We start from the raw sequence: 16,178 nt of genomic DNA, 5'->3' as shown, positions 1-16,178 counted from the left end.
ATGAGCCGACTCGCGCAGACCGCCGGTCTGACCGATGTCCAGCAGGAGATCCTCTCCACGGTCCGGGATTTCGTCGACAAGGAGATCATCCCGGTCGCGACCGGACTGGAGCACCGCGACGAGTACCCGACACAGATCGTCGAAGGACTCAAGGAGCTCGGCCTGTTCGGGCTGATGATCCCCGAGGAGTACGGCGGTCTGGGCGAGTCACTCCTCACCTACGCGCTGTGCGTGGAGGAGATCGCCCGGGGCTGGATGAGCGTCTCCGGCATCATCAACACGCACTTCATCGTGGCCTACATGCTCAAGCAGCACGGCACGCAGGAGCAGAAGGACACGTTCCTGCCGCGTATGGCGCTGGGCGAGGTACGCGGGGCCTTCTCGATGTCGGAGCCGGGGCTGGGCTCCGACGTCTCCGCGATCACGTCCAAGGGCGTGAAGGACGGCGACGAGTACGTCCTGGACGGCCAGAAGATGTGGCTGACGAACGGCGGCACCTCCACACTCGTCGCCGTTCTGTGCCGGAGTGACGAAGGACACCCGGAGGGCACGGCCCCGCACAGGTCGATGACGACCTTCCTGGTGGAGAAGGAAGCCGGATTCGGTGAGGTCCGGCCGGGTCTCACCATCCCGGGAAAGATCGACAAGATGGGTTACAAGGGCGTCGACACGACCGAGCTCATCATGGACGGACTGCGCATTCCGGCCAATCGTGTGCTCGGCGGCACCACCGGCCGGGGTTTTTACCAAATGATGGACGGCGTCGAGGTCGGACGCGTGAATGTCGCAGCGCGTGGCTGCGGTGTCGCACAGCGTGCATTCGAATTGGGTATTTCGTACGCCCAGCAGCGCCACACCTTCGGAAAGGCGATCGCCCAGCACCAGGCGATCCAGTTCAAACTGGCCGAAATGGCCACCAAGGTCGAAGCGGCCCATGCGATGATGGTGAATGCGGCACGCAAGAAGGACTCCGGCGAGCGGAACGACCTGGAGGCAGGGATGGCGAAGTACCTCGCCTCCGAGTACTGCAAGGAAGTCGTCGAGGACGCCTTCCGCATCCACGGCGGTTACGGCTTCTCCAAGGAGTACGAGATCGAGCGCCTCTACCGCGAGGCCCCGATGCTGCTGATCGGTGAAGGTACCGCCGAGATCCAGAAAATGATCATCGGTCGCCGGCTCCTGGAGGAGTACCGGATCCCAGGCTGATTGTCCCTTTCGAGGAGGTTTGGTGGCGAAGAAGATCACATCGAGTCGCCCTCGTCGGGAGGCCGTCAGCTGTCCGACTCGGCTGCTGGCTTGCCCAGTTGCCTCTCGCACCCGATAGCATCGCCGGAAAGCCGCCGTCCCCCCGTTGCCAGCGCGGCATCATCCGCTACGAAGGTCATCCATGCCCGACAGCCAAACCTCCGCACCCCGCGGCGGGGTCCGCCTTGCGCGCGGAGCATCGCCGTGGCTCCTGCCGACCGTCGCCACCGCGGCCCTCAGCCTCGCCCGGTCCCGCCGGTCCGGGCGCTGGGCCGCCGTGGCCGTGCCCACCACCGCGCTCGCGGCGGGCATGCTGTGGTTCTTCCGTGACCCCGAGCGCGAGATCACGCAGGGCCGGGTCATCTCGCCGGCCGACGGCGTGGTGCAGAGCATCATGCCGTGGAAGGACGGACGCACCCGCGTCGCGATCTTCATGAGCCCCCTCAACGTCCACGTCAACCGGGCACCGCTGGCCGGCACCGTGACATCGGTGGAGCACATCCCGGGCGGGTTCGTCCCGGCGTTCAACAAGGAGAGCGAGAACAACGAGCGCGTTGTCTGGCACTTCGACACCGAGCTCGGCGACATCGAGATGGTGCAGATCGCAGGAGCGGTCGCCCGTCGTATCGTGCCCTACCTCCCGCAGGGCACGAAGGTGGAGCAGGGCGAACGCATCGGTCTGATCCGCTTCGGCTCGCGCGTCGACATCTACCTCCCGGAAGGTGTCGAGGTCGCGGTCGAGGTCGGACAGGCCACCACCGCGGGGGTGACTCGAATTGACCGTGATTGATCCTGATACACCGGCCGGCTGGGTTCCGGAGGACGAGGACGCCGACGGAACGCAGGACATGCCCCTGTCGATGAGGCTGTCGATAGCGGACACCCTGACCCTGGGCAATGCCACCTGCGGCTTCATGGCGGTGTACTTCACCACCACGGGGATCCTCATCCCGCACCTCACGGGCAGCGACGAGTCGGGTATGGCCCGGCACTCCGCCGCCACCGCGGTGATCCTCATGCTCATGGCGGCCGTGTTCGACCTCTTCGACGGGCTCGTGGCGCGCAAGCTGCGGTCCTCGCCGATGGGTGCGGAGCTGGACAACCTCTCCGACCTGATCAGCTTCGGGCTCGCCCCGGCGTACTTCGTCCTGGTGTACGGGATGGTCGCGGACGACGCACACCAGAGGGTGTCGGCGCTCGCGGCGATCGTCGTGCTGCTGGCGGTGGTGCTCAGGCTCGCCAGATTCTCCTGCGTGACCTTGAAGGACGGCATGTTCCAGGGCATGCCGAGCCCGTTCGGGGCGCTCACGGTCGTCTCCATCGTGCTCCTGGAGTTGCCGTTCGTGCCGACGCTGCTCGCGATCATCGGAGTGGCGTGGCTCATGGTCAGCCGGGTCGAGTACCCGAAACCGCGCGGTGTCCTGGCGGTGGCGATGCTCAGCTGGATCGTGGCCGCGATGGGGCTCCTGGCCGCATGGGCGTTCGACGCCCCCGGTGGACAGCTGCTTCTGCAGACCGGCTGTGCGCTGCAGGTCGTGCTGGGTGCGGTGATCCCGCTCTTCGCCACGGCGCGGCGGGTGAACACCTTCCGCGACAACCGGCGTGAGGCTCGGGCGGCCCAGCTTCCCTAGGCTCTTCGGTCTCCGGACCAGGTCCGGTCGGCCGACCGGCGTGGTGCGGACGACAGCCCGAGAACCCGTCGGACATCACACACGAGGGCCCGGATGCTCCCCGGCATCCGGGCCCTCGTGCGTCTCCACGCCTTGCCGTGTCCTGGGTAGGCTGGGGGCGTATCGTCCGGTATATGCCGTATTCCGAAGCGGACACCCAGCCGCCCCTCGTCGGGAAGGGTTGAGAGCGTGCAGGACCGAGCCGCCTCCGCCGCCGCCCAGGGTTCCGGCACCGAGTTCCTGGACAGCGCCGTCGCTCATGTGCTGCGGGAGACCGGCGCCTCGGTGGCCATGGTGTACCTGCTGCCGGGGAACGACAGCGCGCTGCAGCTGACCACGCTGTCCGGAGTCCCCGCCCAGCTGGCCACTCCCTGGACCCGGGTACCGCTCGCCTCCCCGATGCCGGTGGCCGACGCGGTACGCCACCGGACGCTGATCTGGCTCGGCAGCCAGGAGGAACTGGCCCGCCGCTATCCGCGTGCCGCGCTCGTGCTGCCCTACCACTTCGCGCTGGGCGCCGCCCCGATCCGCACCGGCGCGGCCGTCCGGGGCGGGCTCCTGCTGTTGTGGCCCGGCTCGCACCCCGAGGAGCTGTCGCCCGAGGAGCGACAGGCCGTGGTCAACGGCTGCCACGGCCTCGGCATGCTCCTGCAGCAGGCGGAGGGCAGCGGATACCCGGTACGCCCGGGGAGCCGGCCCAGGGTGCTTCCGCCGCCGGCCCCGCCCGTTCCCGGACCGGTGGAGAGCGCGGCGGCCATGGAATTCGTCCAGCGTCTTCCCGGCGGGAGCTGCGCGCTGGCCCTGGACGGGACCCTCACGTTCCTCACCGACGCCGCGGCCGCTCTCCTGGGGGCTCCCGCCACCGACCTGCTGGGCACACTGCCGTGGGAGTCGCTGCCCTGGCTGGACGACCCGGCCGTCGAGGACCACTACCGCGCCGCGGTCATCAGCCGCCAGCAGACGTCCTTCACCGCCCTGCGGCCCCCGGACCGGTGGCTGCACTTCCACCTCTTCCCGAACGCCACCGGCATCAGCGTTCGCGTCCTGCCCGCCACGGAACCCGACCCGGTCGGCGAACCGCCGCCGTCGCTGCCGCCACCCTCCCCGGCGCCGTACAGGGCGACCGCCCTGTACCACCTGATGCACCTGGCGGCGACGCTCACCGAGGCCGTCAGCACCGAGGACGTGATCGAGCTGACCGGCGACCAGCTCCTGTCGGCCTTCCGCATCCAGTCCCTCCTCGTGCTCACCTCGGAACAGGGGCGGCTGCAGATCGAAGGCCGCAGGGGCAGCCAGCCGACGCTGATGGACCGCTTCGACGGCGCCCCGCTGACCATGGACAACCCGGCCGCACACGTGCTCATCACCGGCGTCCCCGGCTTCTTCGCCGACGTCACGGAGCTGGCGCGCGCCTACCCCGCCGCGAACCTCCTCGACGCCGTCCCCGCGTGCGCGTTCCTCCCACTGATCGTCTCCGGCCGTCCGGTGGGCTCACTGGTACTCGCCTACGACCGGCCCCACCCCTTCGACCCCGAGGAACGTGCCCTGCTGTCCTCGATCGCGGGCCTGCTCGCCCAGGCCCTCGACCGCGCCCGGCTCTACGACACCAAGAACCGGCTCGCACACAGCCTCCAGGCCCACCTGCTGCCGCACACCCTGCCCCGGATCCCCGGCCTCGACGTCGCCGCCCGCTACCTCCCTGCGACCAGGGGCGTGGGCATCGGCGGGGACTTCTACGACCTGATCCGGCTGAACGAGACGACGGCGGCGGCGGCCATCGGGGACGTACAGGGCCACAACGTGAACGCCGCCGCGCTGATGGGTCAGGTCCGTACCGCCGTGCACGCCTCGGCCGGTGCGCCGCCCGACGAAGTGCTCGCGCGGACCAACCGGCTGCTCACCGATCTCGATCCTGGTCTGTTCACGAGCTGCCTGTACGTCCACCTGGACCTGGCTGCGCACACCGCCCGCCTGGCGACCGCGGGTCACCCCGCGCCGCTGCTGCGGCACCCCGACGGGGGCACCGAGTCCCTTTCACTGCCTCCAGGTCTCCTGCTCGGCATCGATCCGGCGTCCCGTTACCCGACGGTGGAGATCCCACTCCCGCCCGGTGCGGCGCTCGCCCTGTTCACCGACGGGCTCGTGGAGGCCCCGGGGGTGGATTTCGACGACGCCACCGCCGCGCTGGCGGAGCACTTCGCCCTGGCTCTGGACCGGACCATGGACGAGGTCGCCGACACACTCGTGCGGTACGCCGAGCGCTTCACGCCCGGCAGCGACGACATCGCCCTGCTGCTCATCAACGCACTGCGGACGGACGGCTGACGGCCGTAGCCGGCGGACGCCCGTCCTGTGTGGAGTCCCGGGGCGCCGAGGGGGTGGGATTCATCGGCACCCCAGGACAGTTCGGGGGTGACACTCGCCTGCGAGGTCAGCCGCCGTACAGGTCGGTGAGGCTGAGGCCCGTGGTGCTCGCCGCGCCGCCGAGCCTGACCTGGTGGTCGAGCCCGACGAACTTGCCACCCGACTGCCAGAGGGCGGGCTTGAGCATCGCGTACTTCGCCTCGTCCCACGTCGCCCAGTCGTACCCCAGCAACCCGCCCGTGTCACCGGAGTTGGGGTTGATGCACCAGAAGGTCTGGTGGATCCCGTTCTCCACGATCAGATCACGCAGCGCCGTCATCCACTTCTGGTTCGGACCGTTGTCCAGGTGTCCGCCCCATTCGCCGACGAGCAGCGGTGCGGTGCCGTTCTTGTGCAGGAACAGCCAGTTCGGGTCCCACACGTCACGTTCCAGCGTGGTGCGGTCCCACGTGCCCTCGAACCAGGGCTGCTGGTAGACGAGGGGGCCGTAGTCGTGGGGCGAGTAGACCAGCTGGTCCTGCTGCGCCCCGAGGTCCACCGGGTGGTCCCTTGCTCCGCGCAGGTTTCCGCCCCACCACATGCCGTGGTAGTCGGCGGCCGCGGTGGAGGACCAGTTCGCGCCGTCCTTGGGGTAGATCTCGATGCCTTCGCACAGGACGAGGACGTCCGGGTTGACGGCGAGGATCCGCCTGCCGGCGGTCTGGCAGGTGTACTTGAAGTTGTCCTGGTCGGTGGAACCGTCCCACTTGGCTCGCGGGCTCTCGGACTGCTTGCCGTGCGGCTCGTTCTTGATGTCCATCGCGACGAGGGTGTCGTTGGTCCGGTACCGGGCGGTGACCCACTCCCAGGCGGAGTAGAACTGCTCGGTGGTGATCGCCCCCTTCCACCACACGGGATACACATGGCCGGAGTTGTCGGCCTCCGCGCTGTGGACGTCGAGCATGACCTTGATGCCGTACTTCTCCGCCACCCCGAGGAAGGCGTCGAAGACCCCCAGGGTGGTCTTGTCCTTGAGCTCGGGGTTGGCCCAGGTGTTGACCGCGCTGGAGACGGCCGCCTGCCCGTTCTTCCACTCCAGCAGCAGCTGTGTGGAGATCGGTACGCGCAGGATGTTGATGCCCCGCTCCGCCATCTGCCGCGTGATCGTGTCCAGGTTGGCGGACCACAGGCCGTGGAAGACCCGCTCACCCGTGTTGAAGCCGAACCAGTTGGCACCGGTGAGCCAGACCCGGTTGCCCTGCTTGTCGACGATGCGGTTGCCCTCCGTGTGGAGCCAGTCGTCGCCCGCGGCCGCCGCGGGGGCCGCGGGCGGGACGGACGCGGGCGCCGGTGCCGCCGCCTGAGCGCTCGTCGGGCCCGAGAGCGCCATCAGCACCGCGGTCGCCGTCACGGCCGCGGCGAAGGCCGGGCCCAGCCGCTTTCTCATGGGTGACTTCATCCGTCGTCGCCTTTCGTTGAAGTAAGGCAGGCAGAAGGTCCTGGGAGCGCTCCCATTCGTTGCTCACATGAAGCCAGGGGGACGGATGGACTGTCAATGGGCATGTCAAACTTCACGAGTCGAAGCGAGGACACGACCGCAGCGGAGCCCGGCCGGCCCGTGCGTGAGCGCCCGGCCGGGCTCCTCGAGTATGTGCCGCCCGTCCCCACGCCGGCGGGGCTGAGGGAGGGGCGCCGGGGCATCCTCGCGGGGTGCCACCGCCGACGGTCCGGCCCCGGGACGCCGGGGCCGGACCGCGTCAGGACAGGAAGTCGCGGGCGATCGACTCGGCCACGCGTTCCAGCAGAGGACCCGCCTGGGCCATGGAGACCGCCGGGTCGGGTTCCAGCTCGGCCAGGGCGTAGGCCCGGCGGATACCGGCCCCGTCCAGGGCCTCGGCCGGCAGGCCGAGGCGCCCGCACACGGCGACGACCTCCACGCCCGCCGCGCGGGCCGCGGCGGCCACACCGGCCGGGGCCTTGCCGTGCAGGGTCTGCTCGTCGAGCGATCCCTCGCCCGTCACGACGAGAGTGGCCCGGGCGAGCGCCGGGGCGAAGCCCAGGACGTCGAGCATGACCTCGATGCCGGGCCGGAAGCGTGCGCCCAGGCCGACCAGGGCGCCGTAACCGATGCCCCCGGCGGCACCGGCTCCGGGGAGCACGGCGTGCTCGGGGCCCAGTACGGAGGCGCAGTGGGTGAGCGCCGCGTCCAGGACGGCGATGTCGTCCTCGGTGGCGCCCTTCTGCCGCCCGTAGACCTCCGGAGCGCCCTTCGGCCCGGTCAGCGGGTTGTCCACGTCGCTGGCCAGGATCAGGTCGATGCCCGCCAACCGGGGGTCCAGCCCGGACAGGTCGGCCTCCACCAGCTCCGCGAGTCCTCCACCGCCGGGCCCGACGGGCTTGCCGTCCGCGTCCAGGAAGCGGGCCCCGAGGGCGGTGAGCATGCCCGCGCCGCCGTCCGTCGTGGCGCTCCCGCCGACACCGAACACGATCGTCCGGGCGCCCGCGTCGAGCGCGGCCGCCAGCAGTTCACCGGATCCGTAGGTGGTGGCGGTGAGCGGGGCGAACTCCCCTGCGGGCAGGTGCTGGAGGCCGGAGGCCTCCGCCATCTCCACGACGGCCGTGGCGCCGCGCACCGCGTACGCGGCGGTGACGGGCGTCCCCAGCGGCCCGGTCACCCGCGCCTCCCGGCGCTCGAATCCGGCGGCCACCGCAGCCGCGACCGTACCGTCACCGCCGTCCGCGACGGGCAGCGTCTCGACCTGCAGGTCGGGGACCACGTGCCGCAGTCCGGCCGTCACCCGCTCCGCGACCTGCACGGCCGTGAGCGAGCCTTTGAACTTGTCCGCCGCGACGAGCACGCGTGCGGTCTTCACTGCTCCGTCCGTCACCTTGCATCCCTTGCTCTCGAACAGGCAGTCGCGCCGCCCCGACCCTATCCGCACCACCCCCGGTCTGCCCATGGCTGTCCCGAACCGCCTCGCCGCCGCTGAACTGCTCCTTCGCCGCCTCGGGACGCACAGGTGACAGGTCCGGCAACGTCCGCGAGGGGGCGGTGGGCCGGGGCCGCGTCATGTCCCGAGGAGCATGCGCCGGCGGATGGAGGCCGGTGAGAGCGATCCACCGTGCACGGGTCCTCGGGGCGGAGGCGGCGACGGTCGTGTGCGGCGCGGCCTCGGCGCGCGGGTACCGGTGAGGCGAGGGCGATCACCCGGGCGGGCCGGGCGTCGTCGCTAGGGGCACGACCCCGCAGGCGCGGCCCACCGCCCCGCCGTCGGGCGCCGCCGTGGGGCACGGGGCCCGGCCGTCGTCGTGGAACGCGGAACCGACCCCGTAGGAGGACCTCGCCGGGGGGACGCGCGGATCCGCGGGAGGGCGCCTCCCGCCCTGCTGGAGGCGTCGGCCACCGCGGGCCGGGCCGGGTCAGGAGGCGTCAGTGCTCCAGTTCCGCCTGTATGCGGCGCGACGGGCGGAAGACGTAGAGGTCGAGAACGTCCGGCGGGTCCGCGACCCCTGGGCCGCCCTCCCGTGCCCAGGTGACGATGTCGTCGACGGCGTGGGAGTCGTTGACCAGCCCCAGCCACACCGGGCGGCCACCGGCCCGGCGGCCCTCCGCCGACGGCTGTACGACCATGACGTTGCCCCGTTCGCACGCGTCGAGGCACTCGACGGCACGCACGGTGGCGCTTCCTTCGAGGGACCGCCGCAGCTGCGCCAGCTGCCCGGGGTGGTCCACACCCGGGATCTTCGGAGTACCGCAGCAGCAGCCTCGGCAGACGCTGACGGTGGGCCGGGGCGGCCCCGGTTCGGCGGCGGTCCGGCGCGGGCGGCGGCTCATGCGGGGGCACTCCCGGTGGTGCCGCGGATGATCACGGCAAGGGTACGGATGATCACCGCAAGGGTACGGGCTGTCCCGCACCGCACGGCGGGCGCGCGACGACAGCTCGGCACCTCGCCGCATTGCCGGAACGTCCCCCTACATCCGGTACGGGGGCGTCCCTCCGCCGTGCGTGACCCGCATCCGACGCCGCGCGCCGATCCACCGGGAACTGGGGACAGCCCTTACCGGGCACGCCCCGGGTGCCCGGTGGGGTAGTGTTGACGGCTGCGAAGGGGAGTAGCCCCGCAAACCGGTCGTCGACACACTGGAACCCCCGGGTTCCCGGTGGCCGGGCTCGTGGTTCCCACGGGCGGGCGAGACCTTCGGTCAGGTATGACACGCCCGCTTCCCTGCGGGTGTTGCGGTCATGCCGGGCCGAGTGGTCCTCCGAAAGCCCGAGTGGCGCTTCGCGGAAGGCCCGGGGCCCGGCTCTCACAGAAAGCCACCCGGAATGCATCTCGACCCCCTGGCGGTCCTCACCGCCTTCGGGCTGATCTTCCTCGCGGAGCTCCCCGACAAGACCATGTTCGCCTCGCTGGCCATGGGCACCCGTATGCGCCCGCTCTACGTCTGGTTCGGCACGTCGTCCGCGTTCGTCGTGCACGTCGCCATCGCGGTCGGGGCCGGCGGACTGATCGGCCTGCTCCCCGACTGGATCGTCAAGCTGGTCTCGGCCGCCCTCTTCGCCTTCGGCGCGTTCATGCTGCTGCGCAGCGGGGGCGCGGACGAGGAGGACGAGGACGAGATCCGGACGGTGACCGGGTTCTGGCCGGTCTACTCGACCGCGTTCATGGCGGTCTTCATCAGTGAGTGGGGCGACCTGACGCAGATCACCACCGCCAACCTCGCCGCCAGCAACGGCACCTGGTCGACGGCCGTCGGCGCGGCCGCCGCCCTGATGTCGGTGTCCGCTCTGGCGCTGCTGGCCGGGCGTTTCATCGCCAAGCGGGTGCCGCTGAAGACCGTGCAGCGCATCGGTGGCCTGTGCATGCTCGCCCTCGCGATCTGGTCGGTCGTCGAGATCTTCACCGGCTGATCCGAGTGCCGGGATCAGCGGCCGGGGTCCTGCCCGCAGGCCGGCCCCGCGCCCGCCCCCCGCTGAGGAGCCGCACCGGCCGGCCCGTCACGGGGGCGGCAGGACATCAGAACAAGGCCGGCGTCCCGCCGTCCGTCCCCCGCTCGAAGGCGAGCAGCCGCCGCTTGCGCTCCAGCCCGCCGCCGTAACCCGTCAGGCTTCCCGACGCACCGATGACACGGTGGCAGGGGACGATGATCCCGACCGGGTTCCTGCCGTTGGCCAGGCCCACCGCCCGGGAGGCCTGGGGTCTGCCGAGCTCCGCGGCCAGTTCGCCGTACGACCGCGTCGCGCCGTACGGGATGCGCCGCAGCCCGTTCCAGACCTCACGCTGGAAGGCCGTGCCCTGGAGGTGGAGCGGCAGGTCGAACTCCGCCAGCTCGCCCGCGAAGTAGGCGTCGAGCTGACGGACCGTCTCGGCGAAGGGCCGGCCGTCCGGTTCGCCGAAGGTCTCCTCCGGCGGGCGGTGCCGCTGTCCCGTCATGTAGAGCCCGGACAGCACACCGCCGGTGGCGACCAGCGTCAGCGCCCCGTACGGGCTGTCGACGACGGTGTGCTGCCTGGTGGTCGTGGATGGGGTGGTCATGGTGCGTCCTCACTCCGTCAGGCGGGCAGGTGGTTGATCGGGTGGTCGTCGACGGTCCACAGGTACTGCACGGCGTAGGCGCGCCAGGGGCGCCACCGCGCGGCGCGCGCGGTGAGGGCTGCCGGGGTCGCGGGCAGTCCGAGCCGCTCGGCCCCCCGGCGGATGCCCAGGTCGGTGGGGAGGAAGGCGTCCGGGTCCCCGAGGCCGCGCATCGCGATCACCTCCGTCGTCCACGGCCCGAACCCCGGCAGCGCGCTCAGCTCGTGCCTCGCCCGCTCCCAGTCGGTGCCCTCCCCCAGGTGCAGGGACCCGTCGGCAAGAGCGGCCACCAGGGTGGTCAGGGTGGTACGGCGGCTGCGCGGCAGGGCGAGCGCCTCGGGGTCGAGCCCCGCCAGCGCCTCGGGGGCGGGGAAGAGGTGGGTCAGCCCGCCCTCGGGGTCCTCGACCGGGGTGCCGTGGGCGGTGACCAGACGGGCCGCGTGGGTGCGGGCGGCGGCGGTGGAGACCTGCTGGCCGAGCACCGCGCGTACGGCGAACTCCGCCGCGTCGACCGTGCGCGGTACCCGGCGCCCGGGGCCCGCCTCGACCAGCGGGGCGAGCAGGGGGTCGGAGCGGAGCTGGTCGTCGACGGCGACCGGGTCGGCGTCCAGGTCGAGCAGCCGGCGGCACCGGCTGATGGCCCGGGTGAGGTCGCGGGGGTCGCTGAGGGAGAGCCGGCAGGCGATGTGGCCGGGCTGCGGGGACAGCGCCACGATGCCGGGCCCGTGCGGGAGGGAGAGCGTGCGGCGGTAGGCGCCGGCACGCCATTCCTCGACGCCGGGGACGGCGGTCGCGGCGAGGTGGCCGAAGAGGTTGCCCGGGTTGAGCGGGGCGCGGTACGGCAGCCGCAGCGCGATCACCCCGGAGGTGCCGGGAGCCGCGGCGCCCGGTGCCGCCTTGGAACGCAGCTCACCCGGGGACAGGGCGAAGACCTCGCGGACCGTGTCGTTGAAGGTGCGGATGGAGCCGAATCCGGCCGCGAACGCCACTTCGGCCATCGGCAGGCCGGTGGTCTCGATGAGTACCCGTGCGGTCTGGGCGCGCTGGGAGCGCGCCAGCGCGAGGGGTCCTGCCCCGAGTTCGGCGAGCAGCTGGCGCTCGATCTGCCGGGCGGAGTAGCCGAGCCGTGCGGCGAGCCCCGGTACGCCCTCACGGTCGACGACGCCGTCCTGGATGAGGCGCACGGCCCGGGCGACGGTGTCGGCGCGGGCGTTCCACTCCGGGGAGCCGGGGCTGGTGTCGGGGCGGCACCGCTTGCAGGCCCGGAACCCGGCCTGCTGGCAGGCGGCGGCGCTGGGGTAGAACGTCATGTTCCGGGCCTTGGGCGGCACGACGGGGCAGCTGGGCCGGCAGTAGATCCGGGTGGTCAGGACCGCGGTGAAGAACCAGCCGTCGAAGCGGGCGTCCTTCGACCGGACGGCGCGGACGCAGCGCTCGGTGTCGGTGTGCATGACTCCAGCATCCGGCAGCCGCACCGGCAGGGCTGGCGGGAATCCGACATGAGCCTCGCGCCGCCGGTGCTTTTCCGGGCCGCCGTCCCGGCCGTGGAGAAGGCGGCCCGACCGTGGCCCTCCGGCCGGCCGTCCTTCACCGGTCTTCCGCCGGTGTCAGGTACGGCTCGGGGCCGGGTCCTCCCGCCCGACGGGAATGCGTGCCCGCGCGCGGGCGAGCAGAGCGGCCGGATCCGCGTCCCTCTGGAGGGACTTGAGCATCAGCAGCCACCACTGGTCCAGCCGTTCCCCCCAGGCGTGTCCGCCGGGCAACTCGTCGGTCAGGGTGCAGTGCCCGAAGAAGGCGCAGACGAGGGTCACGGCCGTGGCCGACGGTTCGACCCCCTCCGCGAGTTCGCCTCTTCTGCGGGCCTGGGCGAGGAGCCGGGTGGCAGCCAGCACCCACACACCGAACGGTGTGGGCACCGTGGCCTCGATGCCGCGGCGCTCCGCCCACAGCCGGACGCCGGCCCGGGCCACGACATCCTCGCTGAGGGACCTGGCAACACCGAAGCTGAGGACGATCAGCTTCTCGAGCGGAGGAACACCCGGTGCGGCGTAGGGGGCGGCGAGCTGCGGCCAGGTGGCGAACCGCTCGCGGACCACGGCCAGTGCCAGCTTCTCCTTGCTGGAGTAATGGAAATAAATCGCTCCGCTGGTTTTTCCCGAATGATCACTTATGTCATTGACACTCGTTCCCGCATATCCCCGTTCGACAAATAGATGTGCTGCCGATTCCAGCAATACTTTGCGGGTCGCACGCGCCCTGTCCTGCACTTCAGTTCCACCTTCGCTCATACGTACTACCACTACGACGGGAAAGTCGGGCCCTCCCGGTGGAGGACGCAGTCGCATCGCGCGAAGATCTTATTATTCTTCGCCCGTCCGCAGGTGTGGCCGCCTTTGCGCAATCCGGCTCCGCGCCGGGCAGAATCGTTTCATCGGAAACCGGGAGCCCTGCCGCGACCGAAGCGGCGGCACCACCGAACCGCCTCTCACCAGGCATGTAACCCACGCCTCAGCCCCACGGTTTCCCTCGCCCGCACCCCGTCCCGGAGCCGGACACCTTCGCCCGGGCGCCTTCTTCCCACTCGAATTGGTGATTGCGCACATCGGAGCGCCCTAATTAACGTAACCGCCACGATGTTTCGCATCGACCGGAACTGACGGCCCACGTCAGGACGGCGCACCCACGGCGCGCTCAGCTATGTCCACGGGGTCGCAGCAGTCGTGGAGCATCGCTCGTTTCCGCTTCTTCCCGCGAGTGGATCACCCCTCCCGGCACCTGCCTGCGCCTGTGCACGAACCGGTCGGCGCAGCCTCCGAGAACGGCAGCAACATGACAGCTCATCGCATCCTTTCCTGGTCCCCGTCCGCCATCGTCTTCGACTGCGACGGGACCCTGATGGACACCGAAAGGCACTGGCAGGAAGCCCGGAACATCACCTTCCGAGTCTTCGGGCTGACCCCACCCGCCGGCTTCGCCGACCGCGCCAAGGGCGTGCACTACACCGAGTGCGGCGCGCTCATGGCCGAGGAGACCGGCAAACCGGACCTCGTGGACGGCCTCACCGAGACGCTTCTCAGCACCTTCACCTCATTGGTCGACGAGGACCCCGTCACGATGCCGGGCGCCGCCGCGCTGGTCCGGCAGGCCGCTCGCCACCGCCCGCTCGCCGTGGCGAGCAACTGCCCCCAGGAGATGGTGGAAGGGTGCCTCGGCAGGGCCGGCCTCCTGAGCCACTTCGCCCACGTGGTGGTCCCGGGCGGGGAGGTACGGCCCAAGCCGGAGCCCGATGTCTACGCACTGGCCGCGCGGCTCTGCGGCGTACCGCCCGAGGAGGCGCTGGCCGTCGAGGACTCCCTCACCGGGATGGAGTCGGCCCGCCGGGCGGGGCTGCGGGTCATCGGCATCGGGCCACGTCCGCCGGGGGCGGACGCGGAGCGGGCGGACCTGTGGGTCGCGAGCCTCGCGGACCCCGAGCTGGTCTCGTGGGCCCGCAGTCGGATCGGCGAGTAGAGCCGGGCCCGCCCGGGGTGGCCGTCCGGCCCTGGCGCTACGGGACTCCGGGCCGGTCCGCTCGTCACCCGGGGGTCAGATGGGGCTCGAGGGCCCGCACGGTTTCACCGGCGGAGGCGAAGAAGAGCGCGACGCCCACCGCTCCGGGGTCCGGGATACCCGTCGCCCGTTCCCCCAGGTAGCTCGCCCGCCCCATGCGCGCCGTGAGGGCCGCGGTGTCCCGCACCCCTCGCCATGCCCCGGCCGCCGCTGTGGCCAGAGCTGCCGCGGGCGGTGCGTCCGCCGCGGCCCGTAGCGCATCGACGGCCGGGGACAACGCGTCGACCAGGGTCTTGTCCCCCGGCGAGGCATCGCCCACACGGCGGATGGCCGCCAGACCCTCGGCGACGCCCTCGGCGAGCGCGGCCGTCGTCAGGCCGGGTCCGGAGCGGGCGGCGGCCCGGCTCAGCGCCTGGAACAGCAAACCGAACAGGGGGCCGCTGGTACCCCCGATCTCGTCGAGGAAGGCGGTGGCCATGGCGCCCATGACGTCCGCCGGACCGGACCGCGCTCCCACCCGTTCGAGCAGCGGGCCGGCGGCCTGGACTCCGGCGGCGAGATTGGTCCCGAAGTCACCGTCGCCCGCCTGCTGGTCGAGCGCGGTCAGCTCGGCTTCGGTGGCGTACACCGATTCGGCGAAGCGATGGGTCCACTCACGGGTCTGCGCGGCGTCGAAAGCGGGGATCGTCATCGTGCCCTCCTCGTGCTCCTGCCCACGGCTGCCGGGAACCCGGCCCGCCGGGCGCTCACCAGCGCAGTGCCGGGGTGTGGACCGGCGCATCGTAGAACTCCAGCGTGACCGGGTCGGCCACCATGAGGGTCAGTGAGAAGCCCCGCATGTCGAGTGCCGTGACGTGGTCACCGACGAGGTGCCGGGCGAGCCGCACCCGACGGGCGTCCAGCACCCGGCCCAGTTCGCCGAAGATGCCGTACAGCTCCAGGGAGGTGACCGAGCCCAGGCCGTTGACCAGGGCGACGACGGGTTCGTCGGGCCCCGGCCGCAGGGCGTCCAGCAGGGCGCCCGTCATGTCCTCCACCAGGGCACCCACCTGCCCCTGGCTCCGGGTACGGTCGGCGCGTTCACCGTGGATCCCGACGCCGTACTCCAGTTCGCCGAGCGGCAGCGCGAAGGCGGGCTCGCCGGTGGCCGGTGCGTGGTGGGCGGCGGACGCGGCGGCGAGCGTACGGCACCGGCCTGCCAGGGCGGTGCCGAGTTCCACCAGTTCCGTACGGCCCATCCCGGTGTCCGCGGCGCCACCCAGCACCTTCTCCAGCAGCACGGTGGCACCCGTGCCGCGGCGCCCGGCGGCGACCCCGTCGGAGTCGGAGGCGAGGTCGTCGTCGACGAGGACGCGCGAGCAGGCGATTCCCGCGTCGGCGAGCCGCTCGGCGGCGATACCGAAGTTGATCCGGTCCCCGGTGTAGTTCTTGACGAGGTGCAGCACGCCTTCCGGGCCTGCCACCGCCAGGGACGCACGGAAGATCTGCCGGTTGTGCGGGGAGGCGAAGATCCTCCCGGGGCAGGCGGCGTCCAGCATCCCCGCGCCGACGTATCCGGTATGCATGGGCTCGTGCCCCGAACCACCGCCGGAGAGGAGGCCCACCCGCCGCATCGGCGAGGGGTGCCGGGCGGTGACGTACCCGTCGGCGGAGTCGTACGCCACGAGATCCGCATGAGCACGGGCGAAGCCGGACAGTGCGTCGGGGACGAGTTCACCGGCGCCGTTCTCGAAGTACCTGGCCATACGCGGCACCCCTTCCGTCCCCGGCCACGAGGCCGGGCAAGTCGGCGTC

General features: G+C 71.5%; 14 protein-coding genes. 6 read left to right on the top strand and 8 right to left on the bottom strand.

The genetic code is table 11. The features are described 5' to 3' along the window. From BA175_RS02960 to BA175_RS02945, 4 genes are all read left to right on the top strand, one after another. Entirely contained in the window at positions 1–1,206 is a 1,206-nt protein-coding gene (locus BA175_RS02960; protein ID WP_069169611.1) for an acyl-CoA dehydrogenase family protein, read from the top strand. Positions 1,207–1,387: 181 nt separating this feature from the next. Continuing rightward, a complete protein-coding gene (locus BA175_RS02955) occupies positions 1,388–2,035 on the top strand; it encodes a phosphatidylserine decarboxylase (RefSeq protein WP_069169610.1) in 648 nt (215 codons plus the stop codon). Continuing rightward, entirely contained in the window at positions 2,022–2,876 is an 855-nt protein-coding gene (gene pssA, locus BA175_RS02950) for a CDP-diacylglycerol--serine O-phosphatidyltransferase (RefSeq protein ID WP_175420731.1), read from the top strand. The genes BA175_RS02955 and pssA overlap by 14 nt, the downstream gene beginning before the upstream one ends. A 228-nt stretch (positions 2,877–3,104) precedes the next feature. Continuing rightward, on the top strand, positions 3,105–5,240 hold the full coding sequence (locus BA175_RS02945) for a PP2C family protein-serine/threonine phosphatase (protein WP_069169608.1): 2,136 nt from the start codon (positions 3,105–3,107) through the stop codon (positions 5,238–5,240). Between the two features lie 106 nt (positions 5,241–5,346). On the opposite strand, the gene BA175_RS02940 is transcribed toward BA175_RS02945, so the two are convergent. From BA175_RS02940 to BA175_RS02930, 3 genes are all read right to left on the bottom strand, one after another. Then, a complete protein-coding gene (locus BA175_RS02940) occupies positions 5,347–6,705 on the bottom strand; it encodes a glycoside hydrolase family 5 protein (RefSeq protein WP_254667798.1) in 1,359 nt (452 codons plus the stop codon). 310 nt (positions 6,706–7,015) lie between these two features. Then, positions 7,016–8,131 carry a glycerate kinase gene (locus BA175_RS02935; RefSeq protein ID WP_069170301.1) on the bottom strand — a complete coding sequence of 372 codons (1,116 nt, stop codon included), beginning with the start codon at positions 8,129–8,131 and terminating at the stop codon, positions 7,016–7,018. A gap of 557 nt (positions 8,132–8,688) precedes the next feature. Then, positions 8,689–9,093 (bottom strand): hypothetical protein, encoded by a 405-nt coding sequence (locus BA175_RS02930; RefSeq protein ID WP_069169606.1) that lies wholly within the window; start codon positions 9,091–9,093, stop codon positions 8,689–8,691. Positions 9,094–9,586: 493 nt separating this feature from the next. Here BA175_RS02930 and BA175_RS02925 point away from each other — a divergent pair, with 493 nt between their 5' ends. Continuing rightward, positions 9,587–10,171 (top strand): TMEM165/GDT1 family protein, encoded by a 585-nt coding sequence (locus tag BA175_RS02925; protein ID WP_069169605.1) that lies wholly within the window; start codon positions 9,587–9,589, stop codon positions 10,169–10,171. Between the two features lie 106 nt (positions 10,172–10,277). Here BA175_RS02925 and BA175_RS02920 read toward each other — a convergent pair whose 3' ends face one another. The 3 genes from BA175_RS02920 to BA175_RS02910 all read right to left on the bottom strand — a co-directional run bounded on the left by BA175_RS02920 (position 10,278) and on the right by BA175_RS02910 (position 13,123). Next, on the bottom strand, positions 10,278–10,796 hold the full coding sequence (locus tag BA175_RS02920; RefSeq protein ID WP_069169604.1) for a methylated-DNA--[protein]-cysteine S-methyltransferase: 519 nt from the start codon (positions 10,794–10,796) through the stop codon (positions 10,278–10,280). 17 nt (positions 10,797–10,813) lie between these two features. Next, positions 10,814–12,286, bottom strand: a complete 1,473-nt coding sequence (locus BA175_RS02915) for a DNA-3-methyladenine glycosylase 2 (protein WP_069169603.1) — start codon at positions 12,284–12,286, stop codon at positions 10,814–10,816. Between the two features lie 156 nt (positions 12,287–12,442). Beyond that, positions 12,443–13,123, bottom strand: a complete 681-nt coding sequence (locus BA175_RS02910) for a ScbR family autoregulator-binding transcription factor (RefSeq protein WP_069169602.1) — start codon at positions 13,121–13,123, stop codon at positions 12,443–12,445. 541 nt (positions 13,124–13,664) lie between these two features. Here BA175_RS02910 and BA175_RS02905 point away from each other — a divergent pair. Then, positions 13,665–14,345, top strand: a complete 681-nt coding sequence (locus BA175_RS02905; protein WP_069170300.1) for an HAD family hydrolase — start codon at positions 13,665–13,667, stop codon at positions 14,343–14,345. Between the two features lie 64 nt (positions 14,346–14,409). Here the strand turns inward: BA175_RS02905 and dhaL are convergent, their stop codons facing one another. Continuing rightward, positions 14,410–15,075: a dihydroxyacetone kinase subunit DhaL gene (gene dhaL, locus BA175_RS02900; protein ID WP_069169601.1), complete on the bottom strand. Its 666-nt coding sequence runs from the start codon at positions 15,073–15,075 to the stop codon at positions 14,410–14,412. 55 nt (positions 15,076–15,130) lie between these two features. Next, positions 15,131–16,129 carry a dihydroxyacetone kinase subunit DhaK gene (locus BA175_RS02895; protein WP_069169600.1) on the bottom strand — a complete coding sequence of 333 codons (999 nt, stop codon included), beginning with the start codon at positions 16,127–16,129 and terminating at the stop codon, positions 15,131–15,133. Positions 16,130–16,178 lie beyond the last annotated feature (49 nt).

Source organism: Streptomyces griseus (assembly GCF_001715295.1).
GTDB classification, from domain to species: Bacteria; Actinomycetota; Actinomycetes; order Streptomycetales; family Streptomycetaceae; genus Streptomyces; species Streptomyces griseus_G.
The sequence above is the reverse complement of the archived record's forward strand: the minus strand, read 5'-3'. Positions and strand labels throughout refer to the sequence as shown.